Here is an 18,106-nt window from a genome sequence, read left to right as displayed (position 1 = left end):
GGTGTGACGGCATGACCGTTGACATCGATTCCGCGTCCGTGGCCACCGAAGTCGCCGAACTCCTGCGCGACGAACGCTTCGAGGACCTCTCGGCGCTGTTCGCGCCCAGGCTGGCCGCGGTGGTATCCGCCGAGACCGTCCGGGTCGCCTGGATCGGCGAGATCGCCAAGATCGGCGCGGTCCGCACGATCGGCACGCCCGTCGTCGCGCCCGCCGCCGACGGCCTGGACTCCGCGCGGGTGACCGTCACCTGCGAGCGGGGCGCGCTCGCGGTCCATCTGGCCGTGGACGGCGACGGCCGGTTGCACGGCCTGCGTTTGGCCTCGGCCGACGAATCCGGTTGGAACCCACCCGATTACGCGGACCCCCGGCTGTTCACCGAGCGAGAGGTCACCGTGGGGACCGGGGACACGGCGGTCGGCGCCACCCTGACCCTGCCGAGGGGTCGAGGCGACCGGCCCGGCATCGTGCTCGTCTCCTCCGGCCCCCTCGACCGCGACGTCACCACCGGCCCGAACAAGCCGTTCAAGGATCTGGCCTGGGGACTGGCCGCGCGCGGCGTCGCGGTGCTGCGCTTCGACAAATTGACCTACGCGCACAGCGGATTCGAGAGCGCACCCGGGTTCACCATGGTCGAGGAGTACGTGCCCCACACCCTCGCGGCGGCCGAGATCTTGCGGCGGCAGCCCGGCGTCGATCCGGCGCGGGTGTACGTGGCCGGGCACAGCGGCGGCGGCAAGGCGGCCCCGCGCATCGCGGCCGCGGATCCGGCGATCGCCGGGGTGGTCCTGCTCGCCGCGGACACCGTCCCGCTCCCCCGCTCGATCCTGCGGGCCCTGGACCACATCGCCGTGGTCGAGCCCGAGCGGGACCTGACCGAGATGATGGCGTCCACCCGGCTGCAGGTCGCCGCCACCGAAAGTCCCATGCTCACCCCCGAAACCCCCACCGCGGGACTGCTGTTCGACTGGCCCGCCTCCTACTGGCTGGACCTGCGCGAGTACGACCAGGTGGCGACCGCCGCGGGATTGGGGCGGCCGATCCTGATCGTGCAGGGCGGGCGCGACTATCAGGTCACCGCCGACGAGGACCTGCCCGGCTGGGAGGCCGGGCTGGCCGGGACGCCGGAGGTCACCGTGCGCGTGTATCCGGCCGTCGATCACATGCTCTACCCCGGTACCGGTCCGTCGAAGCCCTCGGACTACGCCCGGCCGAATCATGTCGATCCGGCGGTGATCTCCGATATCGCCGACTGGGTCGGGGCCGAGCCGGTTCGGCCGACCTGGCGCGACGGGCTCGCGACATGCTGGAACCGCTTGCGCGGCAGCGGCTCTCGAGCCAGCATCAGCGCATGAAATTAGGACATGTTGCAGTTCTGTCGGTGGCGGCGGCCGCGGCGCTCGATCTCGCCTCCGGCCTCGCCGCCGCGGAACCGCAGCCGCTCCGGACCCGCGACGCCGCCATCGCGATGGCCTATATCGACGCGCTGGTCAGCCACGACGCGTCGAATGTGCCCTTCGCTCCCGATGCGACGCGGGTCGAGGCGGGGATCCAAACCGGTTACTCGGGACCGCAACTCAGCAACGACCTCGAGCACGGCGTGCAGTACTCGGTCATCCAGCGCATCCACGATGTGCGCATCTCCGAGGACGGCGATGTGGTGAACACGCGCTACCTGCTCGACTCCGGCTTCGGCGGCGTGCGCCTGGTGACCGTGGACATCACCGAGAGCTTCGTCATCCGCGACGGTCTCATCCAGTCCATCGCGGCGACCATCGTGCCGGTGGGTTAACGCGCGCGCAGCGGGTTGCGCAGCAGCAGGAGCGGGCGGCCGGTCGACACGATCCAGTGCTCGAAGACGTTGAGCCCGGCCAGGATCGCGGTGGTCAGGGCCAGGATCGCGAGCTGCGGGAGCAGCGGGGCGGCGACGGTGAGGACCGCCAGCACCAGGGCGGTGATCAGGCGGCCCAGCGTCGCCGCGCCGAACATGCGCCAGCGGGTGAACAGGAAGGCCGTCACGAACAGGGTGGCGCCCAGCGGGAGCAGATATCCGGCCGTGCCGTGCGCCGCCGCGGTCGGGTGCTCGACCATGGTGCGCGCGCCCACCGCGACCAGCACGAGGCCGGAGACCAGCAGCATGTGTCCGTAGCTGAGCACATCGCGCACCACGGTGCCGCGAATCTGGTTGGTGCGCAGGGAATGCTCGACCGCGGAGAACCCGTAGGCGAAGTACAGCCACCACAGGCCGCAGCCGAGCAGGAAGATCAGCACCACCGCGAGCCAGGACGCCGCGCCCAGCTGGGCTTCGGCCGCTTGGGAACCCACCGAGGCCACCATCTCGCCGAGGGCGATGATGACGAAGAGGGCGAAGCGTTCGGGCAGATGCGTCGCCCCGAAATGCACGGTCGCCAATCGCCGGGCCAGCAGCGCCGGACCGCCGAAGGCCAGCAGCACGGCGATGATCCACAGCCCGTTGCGGATTCCGCCCGCGGGGACCAGTGCGGCCACTACCAGGATCACCGCCGCGATCACGGTGACGGTGAACGGATTGAACCAGTTGCCGAAGGCCCCCGCCTGCGCGAACGCCCGCTTGCGCTGCATCTCCGCCCACAGCAGCACCCGCAGCACCAGGTGCGCGACGGCCAGGATCAGCGGTTGCGCGTGCCCGGTGAACGCGTGCGGCGCGGTGATCGCGAAGACGAACATGCACAGGCCGCAAGCGAACAGGAACAGCCGCTGCCGATTCGAGTCCTCCACGCCGTGCACCGCCAGCGTGGTACCGACCCACGACCACCACATGATTCCCAGCAGCAGCACCATCTGCCCGACGGCGCCCCAGTTCTGCCCCGCGAACGCCAGGTGCGCCGCCTGCGTCACCGCGAAGACCAGCACCAGATCGAAGAACAATTCCGCCCAGCTGGCCCGCTCGTGCGCCTCGTGTTCCGGTTCCGTCACGCCCGTAATTCCCTGCCTAGCTCCATATCCAGCGGATCGACTCTAACCGCGCCGGAACCGCGACGGCGGCTCGCGCGTTGCGGCCCTCAGCGAACATGGGAACCGAGTCGCACTCGAACGCGGGCGCTCGTCACAGCTCCGAGCGGGCCCCGAATCACACCCCCGAGCGTGGCCCCGAATCACACCCTGAGTGCGGCGTCGAGTCGAACCCCCGAACGCGGGCCTCGGAGCGTAGCGAGTGGGCCGGTCAGCCGGCTCGCTCGCGGGGTGGCTGGGTGTTCCAGCGGCGCACGGCGCGGCGCAGGGCGCGCGGATCGGAGTAGCCGAGGCGGGCGGCCAGCGCAGCCTGGGAGTGCGCGCGGCCGTTGCCGCGCGCGGCGGCCGCACGGGCCGAATCCAATTCGCGCCGCCAGGTCGTGCCCGCCTCTGCCAGGCGACGTTGCAGCGTGCGGTGCCCGACCGACAGACGGCGGGCCACCACCTCGAGGGAGACCTCGCCGGTCGGCAATATGTCCGCGAGCACCCGCTGCACCCGCTCCGGCCAGGACGGATCGTCCAGCAGCGGGGTCGGCGCCGCATCGGCGTGTCCGTGCACGATGGTGGCCAGCACGGGATCGGCTGTCCGCAGCGGTAGTTCGAGATCCCGAGTCCGCAACGTCATGCTGTCGGCGGACGCGCCGAACTCGATGCGGTCGGTGCCGAACGCCGCCACGAACGGACCCGCCCGCCGCGGCGCGGGCTGACTCAACGTGACCCGGGCCGGAACGACATCCACACCGGTGGTCTGCCGAATCCGCCCCAGCGTGGTCGCGTACGCGGCCTGCACCGTCAGCTCGGCCCCGCGCCCCTCCCCCTCGACGAGCTCCAGCACCGTGGTCCGCTCCCCGTCCCGATCCGAATCCGCCTCCCGATAGCGATGATTGGTGGCCATCGCCGCCGGACTCCGCCGAATCGCGGCCAGCCCGTCCGCAACGGTGGGCGCGGTGGAGAACAGATAATCGAACACCCCCAACTGCCCCAGCCGATAGTCGCGGGCCAAGGCCACCCCCACCGCCGGATCCCCGCGATGGAACTCCGCCCGCTCCCACAACCTCAGATACAACCCACTCGACACCATCCCGTGCTCACTCCCGAGCAGCGCCTCCCCGATCCCGCACTCCCCCAGCACCACCCGCGCATCGACAGCACTCCCCGCCTGTCTCAGCACACACCGGGCCAGGATCGCGCTGTACGCAGTCCCCGAATCGGCCACCCCGCCATCGTAATCCGCACCCCCGACACCCCCGCGCGCCGCGATGTCCGGGCCGGCGCATACGCCGACGATCGCCGAGCGGTTCCGGCGCAGGCCGCGCTCACCGATCCCCGCGCACGGGCAGCGCACACCGCCGATGCGGGCAGCTCAGATGGTCTGAGCGGCGTGGGCGTCGACCAGGGCGCGGAGGAAGGCGGGCGGGACTTCGGGCCAGTCGGGGTGCCAGCGGCCGGCGAGCCGGTCGGCGTGGAGGGCGGCGAGGGTGGCCACGACGAGCGGGCCGCCGTCGAGGATGTAGCGGACCGAGCCGTGTTCGGCGCATTGGGCGGTGACGGTGGCGAGCAGGGCCTTGGCGGCGTCGAGGTGGCCGGTGGCGGCCAGGCAGGCGATGTGGAGGCGGCGGGCCTTGAGGAGGGCGCGGGGGCGGTGGGCGGATTCGAGGCGGTCGATCCACTCCTGCGACCAGGCGCGGGCGAGTTCGAGACTGTCGGGGGTGGCTTCGGCCAGCAGCAGGCGGATGGCGGTGAATTCCTCGTAGAGGGCGGTGAATTCGTCGATCGTGTCGGTCGGGACGCGGCGGTCGGCGTAGGCGACGACGGGGACCGGGCCGAATTCGGGGTGCGGGGGCAGGCCCAGGCGCAGCCGCTCGTTCTCCACCTCTGCGCGCAAGCGGGGCAGCGACATCGAGATCGCCACGCGCGCACCCTCGTTCAGGCGGCGGATAGCGGCGGCGCGGTCGCCGAGCAGGGCCTTGACCCGCGCGCCGACCACGTAGCGGGCGAGCTTGAAATCGACGGTGCCCGCGTCGGGGCCGAGCTTGTAGCCGTCGTCGAGCAGGCGTTCCGCCTCGACGAGTTCGCCGCGCTCGTAGAGCAGTTCGCCCAGCAGCGAGCCGGCCAGCCGCGCGCCGTAGGAGTGGCTGCCGCCGGACTGCTTCGCGATCTTGAGCGCACTGCGGAAGTACTGCTCGGCGCGCGGGATGTCGACCTGCAGGCTGGCGGCCAGGCCGAGGAAGCACAAACCGTGGATGTTGTTGTAGACGCCCCGATTCCGGCGCATGTACGGGGCCGACCACTCGTGCACCCGCATCGCCTCGTCGAAGTCGTAGCGGTAGCCCGCCGCGAGACTGGCCACATTCGCGCCGATGGCCACCACATACGGCGAGAGCTCGTCGGCCAGCGCGAAACACGGTGCGAGCAGGTCCTCCACACCGGTCAGCACATCGGCGCGGCAGCTGACGACCGCGTGCACCACACCTGCCTCGGCGCGCAGCCGATCCCGCGTCGCCGCCTCGATGCCCTCGCTCTCCAAGGTCGACTCCGCCAGCGCCAGCGCGCGTTCGGCCGGACCGGCACGATGCAGCAGGATGTTCGCCCACGCCAGATCGAGCTGCAGCCGCGGATGGGTTTCGATCACCGCGGGCGGCAGCTTGTTGACCAGGCCGATGAGGCTGGCCATCTGCCCGTACTCGAGCAGCGACATGCCGTCACGTTCCACGATTTCCACGGCGCGGCGCTCGTCACCGGCCAGCAGCGCGTGATCGACGGCCTCGCTGACGTGGCGGTGCTCGGCGAACCACTCGGAGGCCGTGCGGTGCAGGTCGTCGATCTCCTCGGGCCGGGCGTGCTCGAGGCGCTGGCGCAGGAAATCCTGGAACAGCTGGTGGTATTGGAACCACTGGCCGCCGTCGAGGCGGCGCAGGAACAGGTCCTGCTGTTCGATCTGCTCGAGCAGCGCCTGCCCGTCGGGGACGCCGGTGAGCGCGGAAGCCAGTTCGCCGCAGGTGCGTTCGGTGATCGAGGTCGCCACCATGAAGTCGAGCACGCCGGGTTCGAGGGTCTCGAGCACGTTCTCGGCCAGGAATTCGCCGATGGCGTGATGGCGGCCGGTGAGCCGGCCGATCAGCATGCCGGGATCCTCGCTGCCGCGCATGGACAGCGCCGCCAGCTGCAGGGCCGCCGCCCAGCCGCCGGTGGATTCGGTGAGATCCTCGACATCGCCGCGGTCCAGGTCCAGTCCGCCCAGTTCGACCAGCAGCGCGTACGCCTCGTCGGCGTCGAAACGCAGTGCGGCGGTGTCGATCTCCACTAGGTCGCCGCGGGCGCGCATGGAGCTCATGGGCAGGCCGGTCTGGCGGCGGCTGGTCACCACCAGGTGCAGGGCGGGGCTGCAGCTCTCCAGCAGGAAGCGCAGCGCGGCCTGGGTGGTGGCATCGGCGACCCGGTGCCAGTCGTCGATGACGACCGTCAATTGCTCTGCGCGGCGGTCGATGTCGTTGATCAGCGAGGTCAGCACGAACCGGCCCGCCTCGTCGCCGTGTTCCTCGAGCAGCTCGCCGAGCTCGCGGGCCAGGGCGGGCCGGACCGCGCGAATGGCCTCGATCAGGTGGGCGAGGAACCACACCACATTGTCGTCGTCGCTGTCGACGGTCAGCCACGCCACCGAGCCGCCCGCCGCGGTGACCGCGCCGCACCATTGCGCGGCCAGGGTGGTCTTGCCGAAACCGGTGGGGCCGTGGATGACCGCGAGCCGGCGGTCGCTGGCCGAGCGCAGGGCGTCGAGCAGGCGGGAGCGGTCGACCAGCGCGCGAGTGAGGGTGGGTGGGCGCAGCCGGGTCGCGGGGACCGGTGGCGTCGCGGTGGTGGTGCGCCGGCGGCGACCCGAAGTCGGTGTGCTGACGGCGAATCCCGGCGTGGTGCGTCCCGGGCCGGACGCGATGCCGTCGGACTGCACGTCGGGTTCGGCGGCGGGCAGCGGGACCGCCATCTCGTCGGGAGCGAGCCCGTGCCGCCCCTGGATCTCGCGCAGCGCCGTCCCGAATTCCGCCGCCGATACCGGCCGGTCGCCTCGTTCGCGGGCCATGGCGGCTTCGATCACCTCGGTCAGATCCGGCGGCAGCCCCGCATCCCCCAGATCCGGCATGGGCTGCTTGGTGATCCGCACGAACTGCGCCACCAGCTGCTCCCCGCTGCGCCGCTCGAACACCGCATGCCCGGTCCCCGCGCAGAACAGCGTGGCCGCCAGCCCGTAGATATCGGCCGTCACATCCGGGGCCTGGCCCTGCAGCACTTCGGGGGCGGTGTAGGCGGGCGACCCGGTCACGGTCCCCGCGGCCGTCTCGAAACCCCCTGCGAGCCGGGCGATCCCGAAATCGGCCAGCTGCGGCTCCCCGTACTCGGTCAACAGGATGTTGCCCGGCTTCACATCCCGATGCAGCAGCTCCCGCCGATGCGCCGTCTCCAGCGCACCCGACAGCTTCACCCCGACGTGCAACAGCTCCTGCCACCCGATCGGCCCGCGCCGCTGAATCCGCGCGTCCAGGGACCCCTGCGCGTGATACGGCATCACAATGAACGGCCGCCCCGCATCGGTGGACCCCACCTCGAACACCGGCACGATGTTCGGATGCCCGCTCAGCTTCCCCATGGCGAGCTGCTCGCGCACGAACCGCTCCAGCGCCTCCGACTCCAGATCGGCCGTGAGCACCTTGATGGCGACGGTCCGCTCGAGGCTCGGCTGGAAGGCCCGGTACACCACCCCGAAGCCCCCGCGCCCGATCTCGACCGCCGCCCCGAACCCGGCAGCCTCCAGCTCCGCCGCGAACCCTACGGTCACATCGCGGCGCGTAGAAAACGGATCGACATGCGCCACAGCGACCCCGATACGAGAAACGAGCCAGTCATCCCGAGCATAAGCCGCGCACCGCGTCCGTGCGCGGGAGTCGAACACGACCACCGATCTTCGCGCCCGCCTCACCGCAGCCGGAAGAACTCCTCGGAGCCGGGGTCGAGGGGATAGAAGAGTTCTATGCGCAGCTCTTCGAGGGTGATGTCGTTGGCGGCGTCGAAGCAGGCGGCGAGCAGGCCCATGCGAATCAGCCGATCGCCGATGCGGAAGGCGGGACAGGCGACGAGGTCGGCCTCATCGCGAGTGGGGGCCGGAAGGGTCGCGAGCAGGGTGTCGAGACGCGCGATGAGCCCGGGCAGCCGTTCGTCGAGCGGCGCACGGGCGAGCTGACCGCGCAGCCGCGCCCGGGCGGCCCAGGCGACTTCCCGCCAGTCGGTATCGGAGGTGGCGCTGTCGGCGACGTAGCGGTCGATCATATTGGTACCCACCGGATCCTGACCGAACAGCGCCTTGCAGCCGCGATTGGCCGCCACCACCGTGCCGTACGCGTCCACGACCAGCGCCGGAAACGGTTCGTGCGCCCGCAACAGCCGATCGACCGCGGTGGTGAACGGATGCCATCGCGGATCGTGCACCGGCACATCGGGATACACCGGCGCGAACCCCGCCGCCTGCAACAACAGATTCCGGTCCACCAACCCCAGGTCCAGCGCATCGATCACCCGCAGCACCAGGTCCCGCTCGGGGTTGGAGCGCCCGCTCTCGATCAGTGACAACTGCCGCGCCGCGAGCCCCACCCGCCCGGCCAACTCCGCCTGACTGACATGCCGGATCCGCCGCCACTGCCGCAGCCTCTCCCCGAACGAGCCATCCGGGACCCCCGCAATCGATCCCATGCCGCCCCACCTTGCCAGACCCCATCCCCCGGTGCCGGACACTCGGTGAATTGCTGAGCCGCCGAGGGGTTTTCCAGTATCACCACGGGTCTCCCCCGAGAGGTCCATGGGGTAGCCCATGAATCACTTCCCGGCGGCGGGGTCGTAGCGCTCGTCCACACGGAAGATCACCCGTAACGAAGTTTTGAGAATGTGCGCGATCCGCTGTCCCCTCGCCGGCGGCGAAGGATCATTGGAGGCGATCGGTCCGCGACCGGTCGGTCGGAGTACGGGGGTCCGTCATGTCGGCAGTCGGGGATCAGCGATTGTGGTGTCCGCTGGGAAGTTCGGTGCATCCGATGGTCGAGGCCATCGAGGCGGACAGCATCGGGTGGCTGGCGGGGCACTCGGTCATGTCGGCGGAGCGGTTGACGCGGTTTCGGGCCGGGGCGCCGGGCGCTCTGGGGTCGTACACCTATCCGCGGGGGACCCGGGCGGGGACGCAGCTGGCGTCGGACTTCATCACGTGGCTGTTCGCGTTCGACGATCTGTACTGCGACGGGAATCGGCTGGGCAGCGATCCGGTCGGGTTCAGCGCGGTGATCGGGGATCTGATCCAAGTGCTCGAGGCGCCGAGATCGGTGAGCTCCGGCGAATTTCCGATCATGCGGGCCCTGCGGGATCTGCACGAGCGGGTCGCGGCGATGGGGTCGGCGGTACAGCGGCAGCGGTGGGTGGCCGACACCGAGCGGTATCTGCTGGCCAAGCTGTGGGAAGCGGGACGGCGGCAAGCGCGGTCACTGCCACCGCTGAACTCGTACACGCACATGCGCAGGCTCGGCGGAGCGAACGTCGCCTGTCTCATGCTGACCGATGTGAGCCTGGGCCGTGAGGTTCCGGCCGAGATCATGTGCGCACGACCGATGACCGAATTGCTGCAGGCCGCGGCCGATCTCGCCGATCTCGACAACGACCTGCTCTCCTATGCGCGGGAGAGCGGGCCCGAGGAGGAGTTCCCGATCAACGGGGTGACCGCGGCCGTGCTGCACGGGGCTCCCGATCTCGCCGCCGCCACGCGGGCGGTGGTGGAATTCCGGAATGCCCGCATGCGGACGCTGCTGGAGCTCTCGGAGTACTTCGCCGAACCGGCCGAGAGTGCCGCGGCCGATTTCAGCCGCGGAGTATGCGACTGGGTGAGCGGTCACATCGGGTGGATCGTGAAATCCGGTCGCTACTCGCGGCTTCCGGCCTGAGGCATCGCCGCGTTCACCCGCATGCGCAGTCGCCGCGGCTGCAAGGTCGCGGATCGGGCGGGCCGGGGATCGCTGCCGGGCGCGGTGCGCAGTCGCCAGCGGGCAGCGATGGTGGCCAGCGCCAGGGTCATCTCGGTCATGGCGAAGTCCTCACCGACGCATTTGCGTGCTCCGTCGGCGAAGGCCAGGAATCCCGTGCGCGCAGACGGTTTCGCGGTGAGCCACCGGTCCGGGTCGAACCGCTCGGGATCGGGATACAGATCCGCGCGATGCTGAATCGTGAAGGCGCTGTACAACACCGTGGTGCCCGCGGTCAGCGATCGGCCACCGAGTTCGGTGTCCTCGCCGACGGTCCGGGTGACGAACCAGACCGGTGGGCGCAGGCGCAGCGTCTCGGTGAGGACGCGGGCGGTGAGCGGGAGCCGGGAAAGATCTTCGTAGCGTGCGGGTCTGCCCGCCAGGACGGTCTCGGCCTCGGCGTACAGCCGGTCCGCGATCGCGGGGTGGGCATCGAGCAGCGCCAGCGCCCAGACCAGCGCCGTGGCCGTGGTCTCGGTGCCCGCGACGAAGAAGGTGATGACGTGATCGCTGATCTCGAGATCACTCAACCGCTCCCCGCCGCCGTCGTGTGCGGCGATCAGCGCGGCGAGCAGATCCGTGCCGCCGCCCTCGGCGCGCCGGGTCGCGATGATCTCGGCCAGTGCCGCACGCAGATTCGTGATCGCCCGCACGTAGGCGCGGTTCCCCGGGGTCGGCAACCGCAGCAGCGCCGTCGGCACCAGCGCGCGCAGCATCATCGCCGCCACGACACGGTCGACATCGCTCAGCATCCGCCGCTGAACGGGCCCCGGCACCGTGTGCCCGAACAGCGTGGCCGCCGTGACCGCCGAGGTGAGCGCGTGCATCTGCGCCTTCACATCGAGCACCTCACCGTCGCACCAGGATTCGACGACCGCGGCGATCCGCTCGCTCATGATCGACGCGTACTCGACGGTCCGCGCGGAATGGAACAACGGCTGCACCAGCCGCCGCGGCCTCCGATGCACCGCATACGGGCAGGTCACCAGCCCGTCACCGAGCATCTCCCGAACCCGATCCAGCAACGGCCCGCCCTTGTCGAAAACCCGATCGCGCCGCAACAGCTCCCGCGTCAACTCCGCATCGCACACCGCGACCGCACTCACCGGCCCGAGCCCGACCCGCACCAGATCACCGTGGGCGGGAAGCGATCTCAGAAATTCGAGTGGATCGCGAAGCAGCGACACCATGTGCCCCAGCACGGGTAACCGATGCGGCGCGACAGCGATCGATCCCATCGGACAACCTTGCCAGAGCGCACGATTCACCACGCCGAACACCGCGAATCGCCAGGTCCGATCCATTACCATCGCGGCACTGAAACACATACGTTTCACAGACTTGCCGATACGCAGACCCAGGGGCCGACAATGGCATTCACCACTCGCACACTGGCACTCGCCGCTCTCGCGGCCACCGCCGCCGCCATCGCCACCACCACCGCCGCCGCGGACACCACCGCCGACGGCATCACCGTCAGCGGGTCCAACTATCACGTCGGCTGCACCTATACGTTGTCAGGCCCGTCCGACCTCTACGGCTTCACCGACACGGCCGACCAGAACAGCGTCAGCCGACTCAACTCGTCGGGCACGTTCCTCGGAAGCGCCACCGCATCCGCAACGGGAAGAGCCACCGCGAATTGGACGCCCACGGTCGTCGGCACCCACCAGATCTACGGCGACTACATGCAAGGCTTCCCCATGCTCAACGACAGCGCCGGCCACTACGGCCCGGTCACCGTCCAGGTCACCGCCCCCACCACCCCAGCCTCCTGCTGAGCCGGAATTCGCTTCGCAGCCGCCCGTTCGCCGGAGGCTTCAGCCCTCTGCGGCGAGTTGGCCGCAGGCGGCGGCGATCTCCTGGCCGCGGGTGTCGCGGACGGTGCAGGTGACGCCCTGGGCCTGGACGCGGCGGACGAATTCGTCCTGGACGGGCTTGGGGCTGGCGTCCCATTTGCTGCCCGGGGTCGGGTTGAGGGGGATCAGGTTGACGTGGACCAGGGGGCCCAGGGCCTTGTGGAGTTTCTTGCCGAGCATATCGGCGCGCCAGCCGTGGTCGTTGATGTCGCGGATCAACGCGTACTCGATGGAGACTCGGCGGCCGGACTTGTCGGCGTAATAGCGGGCGGCGTCGAGGACTTCGGCGACGGGCCAGCGATTGTTGACCGGTACCAAGGTGTCTCGGAGTTCGTCGTCCGGAGTGTGCAGGGAGACCGCGAGCCGCACCGACATGTCCTCGTCGGCCAGTTTGCGGATGGCGGGGGCCAAACCGACGGTGGAGACGGTGACCGAGCGCTGGGAGATGCCGAAACCCTCCGGGGACGGAGAAGTGATGCGGCGCACCGCGTTCACCACGCGCTTGTAGTTCGCCAGCGGCTCGCCCATGCCCATGAAGACGATGTTGGACAGGCGGCCCGGACCACCGGCCACCTCGCCGTCGCGCAGGGCGGCCGCGGCGGCGCGGACCTGGTCGACGATCTCGGCGGTGGACAGATTGCGGTTCAGACCACCCTGGCCGGTGGCGCAGAACGGGCAGGCCATGCCGCAACCCGCCTGGGAGGAGATGCACAGCGTGTTGCGGTCGGGGTAACGCATCAACACCGATTCGAGCAGCGTCCCGTCATTGGCCCGCCACAGCGACTTCCGGGTGGTGCCGTCGTCGCATTCGATGTGGCGGATCTCGGTGAGCAGCGTCGGGAACAGCGCCTCGGCGACCTTGGCGCGCATGGCCTCGGGCAGGTCGGTCATCTGTTCCGGATCGGCCACCAACCGGCCGTAGTACTGCCGCGCGATCTGGTCGGCGCGGAACTTGGGCAGCCCGAGCTCCTCGACCACCGCCTTGCGCTCCTGCGAATCGAGGTCGGCGAGATGCCGCGGCGGCATGCCGCGACGCGGGGCATCGAAAACGAGGGGCAAGGGGGTAGTCATAACCCGTCCAGTGTACGTACCGGCGTTTTCCCGGTTACGGCCGGATTCCGGGCCGCGGCGGTACCCTCACCCCGTGACCGAACCGGATCCGCAGTTGGACGAGCTCGCGGAGCAGCGGGCCATGCTGCGCGCGATGTACGCGGAGTTCGACGTCGTCGACGAGTTCGCCGGCGTGAACCAGCAGCTGGACCGGCTCATCGCCGGGCTCGACGACATCGGCCGGGAACTCGACGCCGCGCTGGCCAGGCTCGACGACGCGGAACAGGCCGACGACCCGATATCCGAGCTTCCGTCATAGCGATCGGCAATGATCGAGCTATGACTACCGCCGTGCCAGCTTCGGGAGCGGACCCGACCCCGAGCCAAGGCAGTTCCAAGCACAAGGGTCAGGGCGCGCTCAAGACTCGCGCCGGTTATGCCTGGGTCGGCCTGGTCATCGCGGCCTTGCTCGGGATTGCGGTGCTGGTCTTCATCCTGCAGAACCTCGAGCAGGTCAACGTCACCGCATTCGCCTGGGACTGGAATCTCCCCCTGGGCGTGCTGGTCCTGCTGTCGGTGATCGCGGGCGCGCTGTTCACCGCCCTCATCGGCGGCTACCGCATCCTGCAATTGCGGCGCGCCGCCAAGAAAGCGAAGTAATCGGGAGGACCGAGGGATACCGGAGGCAAGGCCCCCCGACCGTCATTGTCAGAGCAGCGCGGTCAGCACGAGCCAGGCCACGAACGCGGACGGCAGCATGGAGTCCAGTCGATCCATGATGCCGCCGTGTCCGGGCAGCAGGGTGCCCATGTCCTTGATGCCGAGCTCGCGTTTGATCTGGGATTCGATCAGGTCGCCGCTGGTGGCCACGAGCACCAGGCCCACGCCGAGCAGCACGCCGATCATCGAATTCGCCTGCAGCAGCAGCGTCACCGTCAGCAGACCGCCGATCACACAGAACACCAGCGAACCGCCGAAGCCCTCCCAGGACTTCTTCGGGCTGATGTGCGGCACCATCGGATGCTTGCCGAACAGCACACCGGCGACATACCCGCCGACATCGGAGCAGACCACCAGGATCATGAAGGTCAGCACCCGCAGGTTGCCCTTGTCCTCGGACAGCATGAGCACCGCGAACGCGGCCAGCAGCGGAATCCAGGTCAGGGTGAACACCGAGATCGCGGTGTCGCGCAGGTAGTTTCGCGGTGTGGCCCGCAGTCCGTGGTCGAACAGCCGCCACACCATGAGCGTCAGCGCCGTCGCCCCGAACGCGCCCAGCACGCCCTGCGGCCCGACCGGCCAGGCCAGCCAGACCACCGCCTGACCGCCGAGCAGCAGCGGAATCCGCGGCACCAGCACATCGGCCTCGCGCAGCCGCTTGGTCACCTCCCAGGTGGCCACCGCGACCGCCACCGCGATCACGCCGACGAGCACCTTGGGCGCCCACAGCAGAATCGCGATGAGGGACAACCCCAGCCCGAATCCGACCGCCAGCGCGGCCGGCAGATTGCGGCCCGCCTTCGACGCGGGCTGCTTGTCCACCGGCTTGTCGCCCTCGGACCCGCCGGCATGGTTCGGTTCGACCGAACCATTGCCGGGCACCGCCGCGTTCGTGCCCGCCGAAGCGGCCGTCGGCGCGATGGCGTCCTCCGGCACCTCGCCGGTGGCGGCAGTCTCTTCGGCCACGATTGTCCCGTCGCTCAACTTGTCGTCCGTTCGTCCCTACCCCCGGCCGCAGCCCGGCCGTCCCGGTGCTGCACTAGACCTCGAGCAGTTCGCTTTCCTTGTGCTTCACCAGCTCGTCGATCTGTGCCACGTACTTGTCGGTGGTCTTCTGCAGTTCCTTCTCGGCGCGGCCGACCTCGTCCTCGCCGGCCTCGCCGTCCTTCTGGATGCGGCCCAGCTCGTCCATGGCCTTGCGGCGCACATTGCGGATGGCGACCTTGGCGTCCTCACCCTTGGACTTGGCCTGCTTCACCATCTCCCGGCGCCGCTCCTCGGTGAGCTGCGGGATCGAGATGCGGATGATGTCACCGTTGTTGGTGGGGTTCACCCCGAGATCCGAGTTGCGGATCGCGGTCTCGATGGGGCCCATCTGCGCCTGCTCGTACGGCTTGATGATGACCATGCGCGGCTCGGGCACGGTGATCGAGGAGATCTGGGTGATCGGCGTCATCGAGCCGTAGTACTCGACCACGATCCGCGAGAACATGCCCGGATTCGCGCGACCGGTCCGGATGGAACCCAGGTCGTCCTTCACCACCGAGACGGCCTTCTCGAACTTTTCCTCGGCGTCGAAGAGCGCTTCTTCAATCACGGCGTTTCCTCCACTGCGTCATGGTTCTTGTCGTCGGTCACAACCGGTCCTTGTCCACGGTCACGACCTGACCAGGGTGCCGATCTTCTCACCGGCGACAGCGCGGGCGATATTTCCCTTGGTCAACAAATTGAACACCAGCATCGGCATCTGGTTGTCCATACACAGGCTGAAGGCGGTGGCATCGGCGACCTTGAGGCCGCGCTCCAGCGCTTCCTTGTGGGTGATCTCGGTGAACATGGTGGCGTCGGGATCCTCCTTGGGATCCGCGGTGTAGACGCCGTCCACGGCCTTGGCCATGAGCACCACCTCGGCGCCGATCTCCAGCGCGCGCTGCGCGGCGGTGGTGTCGGTCGAGAAGTAGGGCATGCCCATCCCTGCGCCGAAGATCACGACGCGGCCCTTCTCCAGGTGCCGCTTGGCGCGCAGCGGCAGATACGGTTCGGCGACCTGGCCCATGGTGATGGCGGTCTGCACCCGGGTGTCGATGCCCTGCTTCTGCAGGAAGTCCTGCAGCGCAAGGGAATTCATGACGGTGCCGAGCATGCCCATGTAGTCCGAGCGGGCCCGCTCCATGCCGCGCTCCTCGAGCTCGGCGCCACGGAAGAAGTTGCCGCCGCCGATGACGACCGCGACCTGGACGCCTTCGGAGACGACCTCCGCGATCTGCTCGGCGACCATCTGCACCACATCGGGATCGAGACCCACCCGGCCACCGCCGAACATCTCGCCACCCAGCTTGAGGAGCACTCGGCGATAGCCCTTGCGATCGGGGGCGGTATCCGGGTCCGTCATCGGTCTCCTTGTCTTCGCGGTCGAGCGTGCGCAGGCACATGAAAAGACCATCCCGGCCGACGAATTGCACGGGACGGCAACAAAGCTTCATCTATCCTGCCTCACGCACGGTCACGACGGTGAGCCGACCCTCGATACCGCCTACCGATTCGTGACAATTCGACTGAACAGTCTGTAGATCATTCCGCCGCCAGCACCGCGGCGATTCGCTCCGCCGCCACCGGCGTGGCGGGGACCTGCACCACCATGAGCAGCAACGGATTCTCGACCGGGCGCACCTGGAACACCTCCAGTTCCACCAGGCCCGCCGCCGGATGCCATACCCCGATGGTGGCCGGACGAAACCGGCGCACCGGGTATTCCGACCACCAGCGCCGGAATTCCGGACTCTCCTCGATCAACGCGGCCACCAGCTCGGTCAGGCGCGGATCGCTCGGGCGGCGGCCCAGCGCATCACGCAATTGGCTCAGCACCGCCAGCGCCGCGCCCTCCCAGTGCGCCATGCGCATGCGATTCGTCTTGTCGGTGAACATCATCCAGAGCAGATTGCGCCGCCCCGGCGGCAGCTCCAGCGGGTCGTCGCGGATCCGCACGTAGGCCCGATTCCACACCAGGTAGTCGAAGTCCTCGCCGTAGATGCTGGCCGGATTGGGCATGACGGCGTCCACGAGCCGCTGCAGGCGGGCGCGGTCGGCGGCACCGCGATGGTCCTCGGGTTCGGCAAGCCCCGCCAGGAAACGCAAGTGGCGATGCTGGTCCGCGTCCAATCGCAGCGTGCGGGCCAGCGCGTCGATGACCTGGCGACTGGCGTCCACCTCACGGCCCTGCTCGAGCCAGGTGTACCAGGTCAGGCCCACCCCCGACAGCTCGGCGACCTCCTCGCGCCGCAGGCCGGGCGTGCGGCGGCGCGCCGGATCCCCGTAGGGCACCAAACCCACGTCCCGCGGCTGCAATCGGGCCCGCCGCGCGCGCAGGAACTCGCCCAGCTGCTGGTGCCGGGTCGGCGAGGAGCCCTCTCGCGGAGCAGAAGTGCCATTGCCGCTTACCATTTCGGCGTCTCCCTGTACAGATGCCTGCCTAGCAGTATGGCCACCAGGACAGGGTCGCGCCCGGCTTCCTACCGTCGAAACCAGACCGACAGGGCAGGAGCCGACTATGAACGCGGAACACGGACCGATACTGGTCATCGGCGCAACCGGACGGCAAGGCAGCGCCACGGTGACGGCATTGCTCGAAAAGGGCTGGCCGGTCAAGGCTTTCGTACGAGATCCGGAGGCGCCCAAGGCCCGCGCACTGCGCGACGCCGGTGCCGAGCTGACGGTGGGCGACCTCGACGACGAGGATTCCCTGCGCACGGCAATGGACGGCGTGCACGGCATCTTCCTCATGCTGACCATGATGGACGGCGTCCACATCAGCCTCGAGGCCGTCGCGGCCGAGGAGCGGCGCGGCAAGGCGGTCGCCGACCTGGCCGCCAAAGCCGGTGTCGCGCATCTGGTCTACAGCTCGCTCAACGGGGTCGGCATGGGCTCGGGCATCGAGTACTACGACGCCAAGGAGCACATCGAGGACCACATCCGCGCCCTCGGCCTGCCCGCCACCATGCTGCGTCCGGTGTCGTTCATGGACAACTTCGCCACCTACAGCAAGCCGACCCGCGACGGCGACAACCTGGTGCTGGCCCTGGCGGTGCCGCCGGACGCGCCGATGCCGCTCATCGCCATCGAGGACATCGGCCGCTACGCCGCGCTGGTCTTCGACCGGCCCGCGGAGTACATCGGCCGCGTCGTCGGACTGGCCGGCGACATCCTCACGCCCCGGCAGATCGCCGAAACCCTCGCCCGCGCGGCCGGATTGACCCCGCGCGTGGTCCAGGTCCCGGTCGAGCAGATCCGCGCCTTCGACGAGCAGGTGGGCAAGATGTTCGCCTTCTTCAACACCCACCCCACCCCCGCCGCCGACGTCCCCGCCCTGCGCGCGGCCCTGCCCGAGCTGATGACGCTCGAGGACTGGGTGCGTCACACCGACTGGAAACTCTGAGGAGC

Annotated in this window: 17 protein-coding genes; 7 read left to right on the top strand and 10 right to left on the bottom strand. The window is 69.4% G+C overall.

Features of this window, described 5'->3' with window-relative positions; all coding sequences use genetic code 11:
* Positions 1-11: 11 nt before the first annotated feature.
* A complete protein-coding gene (locus GPX89_RS05170; protein ID WP_157355374.1) occupies positions 12-1,355 on the top strand; it encodes an alpha/beta hydrolase in 1,344 nt (447 codons plus the stop codon).
* Entirely contained in the window at positions 1,352-1,792 is a 441-nt protein-coding gene (locus GPX89_RS05165; RefSeq protein ID WP_157355373.1) for a hypothetical protein, read from the top strand. Before GPX89_RS05170 ends, GPX89_RS05165 begins: the two co-directional genes overlap by 4 nt.
* On the opposite strand, the gene GPX89_RS05160 is transcribed toward GPX89_RS05165, so the two are convergent.
* The 4 genes from GPX89_RS05160 to GPX89_RS05145 all read right to left on the bottom strand — a co-directional run bounded on the left by GPX89_RS05160 (position 1,789) and on the right by GPX89_RS05145 (position 8,730).
* Positions 1,789-2,955: a low temperature requirement protein A gene (locus GPX89_RS05160; RefSeq protein ID WP_157355372.1), complete on the bottom strand. Its 1,167-nt coding sequence runs from the start codon at positions 2,953-2,955 to the stop codon at positions 1,789-1,791. The two genes, GPX89_RS05165 and GPX89_RS05160, sit on opposite strands and share 4 nt — an antisense overlap.
* A 247-nt stretch (positions 2,956-3,202) precedes the next feature.
* On the bottom strand, positions 3,203-4,207 hold the full coding sequence (locus tag GPX89_RS05155) for an AraC family transcriptional regulator ligand-binding domain-containing protein (protein ID WP_157355371.1): 1,005 nt from the start codon (positions 4,205-4,207) through the stop codon (positions 3,203-3,205).
* Positions 4,208-4,354: 147 nt separating this feature from the next.
* The gene (locus GPX89_RS05150) at positions 4,355-7,858 is read right to left on the bottom strand and encodes a protein kinase domain-containing protein (RefSeq protein ID WP_328601514.1); all 3,504 of its coding nucleotides are present in this window, start codon (positions 7,856-7,858) and stop codon (positions 4,355-4,357) included.
* A gap of 101 nt (positions 7,859-7,959) precedes the next feature.
* Positions 7,960-8,730, bottom strand: a complete 771-nt coding sequence (locus tag GPX89_RS05145) for a helix-turn-helix domain-containing protein (RefSeq protein WP_157355370.1) — start codon at positions 8,728-8,730, stop codon at positions 7,960-7,962.
* A gap of 338 nt (positions 8,731-9,068) precedes the next feature.
* Between GPX89_RS05145 and GPX89_RS05140 the strand changes: the two genes are divergently transcribed.
* Complete coding sequence (locus GPX89_RS05140; RefSeq protein ID WP_235946873.1) at positions 9,069-9,962, top strand: terpene synthase family protein; 894 nt, start codon at positions 9,069-9,071, stop codon at positions 9,960-9,962.
* On the opposite strand, the gene GPX89_RS05135 is transcribed toward GPX89_RS05140, so the two are convergent.
* Complete coding sequence (locus tag GPX89_RS05135; protein ID WP_157355368.1) at positions 9,941-11,278, bottom strand: cytochrome P450; 1,338 nt, start codon at positions 11,276-11,278, stop codon at positions 9,941-9,943. The two genes, GPX89_RS05140 and GPX89_RS05135, sit on opposite strands and share 22 nt — an antisense overlap.
* A 132-nt stretch (positions 11,279-11,410) precedes the next feature.
* On the opposite strand from GPX89_RS05135, the gene GPX89_RS05130 reads away from it, so the two are divergent.
* Positions 11,411-11,821: a hypothetical protein gene (locus tag GPX89_RS05130; protein ID WP_157355367.1), complete on the top strand. Its 411-nt coding sequence runs from the start codon at positions 11,411-11,413 to the stop codon at positions 11,819-11,821.
* A gap of 39 nt (positions 11,822-11,860) precedes the next feature.
* Here the strand turns inward: GPX89_RS05130 and rlmN are convergent, their stop codons facing one another.
* Entirely contained in the window at positions 11,861-12,970 is a 1,110-nt protein-coding gene (rlmN, locus tag GPX89_RS05125) for a 23S rRNA (adenine(2503)-C(2))-methyltransferase RlmN (protein ID WP_157355366.1), read from the bottom strand.
* A gap of 73 nt (positions 12,971-13,043) precedes the next feature.
* On the opposite strand from rlmN, the gene GPX89_RS05120 reads away from it, so the two are divergent.
* Both GPX89_RS05120 and GPX89_RS05115 read left to right on the top strand, forming a co-directional pair.
* Positions 13,044-13,268: a hypothetical protein gene (locus GPX89_RS05120; RefSeq protein WP_157355365.1), complete on the top strand. Its 225-nt coding sequence runs from the start codon at positions 13,044-13,046 to the stop codon at positions 13,266-13,268.
* Between the two features lie 20 nt (positions 13,269-13,288).
* A complete protein-coding gene (locus GPX89_RS05115; protein WP_157355364.1) occupies positions 13,289-13,609 on the top strand; it encodes a LapA family protein in 321 nt (106 codons plus the stop codon).
* Positions 13,610-13,657: 48 nt separating this feature from the next.
* On the opposite strand, the gene GPX89_RS05110 is transcribed toward GPX89_RS05115, so the two are convergent.
* The 4 genes from GPX89_RS05110 to GPX89_RS05095 form a co-directional block, all read right to left on the bottom strand.
* Positions 13,658-14,491, bottom strand: a complete 834-nt coding sequence (locus GPX89_RS05110; RefSeq protein ID WP_328601651.1) for a phosphatidate cytidylyltransferase — start codon at positions 14,489-14,491, stop codon at positions 13,658-13,660.
* Between the two features lie 217 nt (positions 14,492-14,708).
* Positions 14,709-15,266, bottom strand: a complete 558-nt coding sequence (gene frr, locus GPX89_RS05105) for a ribosome recycling factor (protein ID WP_328601513.1) — start codon at positions 15,264-15,266, stop codon at positions 14,709-14,711.
* Positions 15,267-15,326: 60 nt separating this feature from the next.
* The gene (gene pyrH, locus GPX89_RS05100) at positions 15,327-16,061 is read right to left on the bottom strand and encodes a UMP kinase (RefSeq protein ID WP_040810948.1); all 735 of its coding nucleotides are present in this window, start codon (positions 16,059-16,061) and stop codon (positions 15,327-15,329) included.
* Between the two features lie 179 nt (positions 16,062-16,240).
* Positions 16,241-17,110 (bottom strand): helix-turn-helix transcriptional regulator, encoded by an 870-nt coding sequence (locus tag GPX89_RS05095; RefSeq protein WP_157355362.1) that lies wholly within the window; start codon positions 17,108-17,110, stop codon positions 16,241-16,243.
* Positions 17,111-17,216: 106 nt separating this feature from the next.
* Here GPX89_RS05095 and GPX89_RS05090 point away from each other — a divergent pair, with 106 nt between their 5' ends.
* A complete protein-coding gene (locus GPX89_RS05090) occupies positions 17,217-18,101 on the top strand; it encodes an NmrA/HSCARG family protein (protein ID WP_157355361.1) in 885 nt (294 codons plus the stop codon).
* The last annotated feature ends 5 nt before the right edge of the window (positions 18,102-18,106 follow it).

It is taken from the genome of Nocardia terrae (genome assembly GCF_009760405.1).
In the GTDB taxonomy this organism is placed as follows: domain Bacteria; phylum Actinomycetota; class Actinomycetes; order Mycobacteriales; family Mycobacteriaceae; genus Nocardia; species Nocardia terrae.
The sequence above is the reverse complement of the archived record's forward strand: the minus strand, read 5'-3'. Positions and strand labels throughout refer to the sequence as shown.

Coding starts and splice junctions, on each gene's coding strand:
- GPX89_RS05170 (WP_157355374.1), top strand. CDS start 12: ATGACCGTTGACATCGATTCCGCGTCCGTGGCCACCGAAGTCGCCGAA.
- GPX89_RS05165 (WP_157355373.1), top strand. CDS start 1,352: ATGAAATTAGGACATGTTGCAGTTCTGTCGGTGGCGGCGGCCGCGGCG.
- GPX89_RS05145 (WP_157355370.1), bottom strand. CDS start 8,730: ATGGGATCGATTGCGGGGGTCCCGGATGGCTCGTTCGGGGAGAGGCTG.
- GPX89_RS05140 (WP_235946873.1), top strand. CDS start 9,069: ATGGTCGAGGCCATCGAGGCGGACAGCATCGGGTGGCTGGCGGGGCAC.
- GPX89_RS05135 (WP_157355368.1), bottom strand. CDS start 11,278: ATGGGATCGATCGCTGTCGCGCCGCATCGGTTACCCGTGCTGGGGCAC.
- GPX89_RS05130 (WP_157355367.1), top strand. CDS start 11,411: ATGGCATTCACCACTCGCACACTGGCACTCGCCGCTCTCGCGGCCACC.
- rlmN (WP_157355366.1), bottom strand. CDS start 12,970: ATGACTACCCCCTTGCCCCTCGTTTTCGATGCCCCGCGTCGCGGCATG.
- GPX89_RS05115 (WP_157355364.1), top strand. CDS start 13,289: ATGACTACCGCCGTGCCAGCTTCGGGAGCGGACCCGACCCCGAGCCAA.
- pyrH (WP_040810948.1), bottom strand. CDS start 16,061: ATGACGGACCCGGATACCGCCCCCGATCGCAAGGGCTATCGCCGAGTG.
- GPX89_RS05095 (WP_157355362.1), bottom strand. CDS start 17,110: ATGGTAAGCGGCAATGGCACTTCTGCTCCGCGAGAGGGCTCCTCGCCG.
- GPX89_RS05090 (WP_157355361.1), top strand. CDS start 17,217: ATGAACGCGGAACACGGACCGATACTGGTCATCGGCGCAACCGGACGG.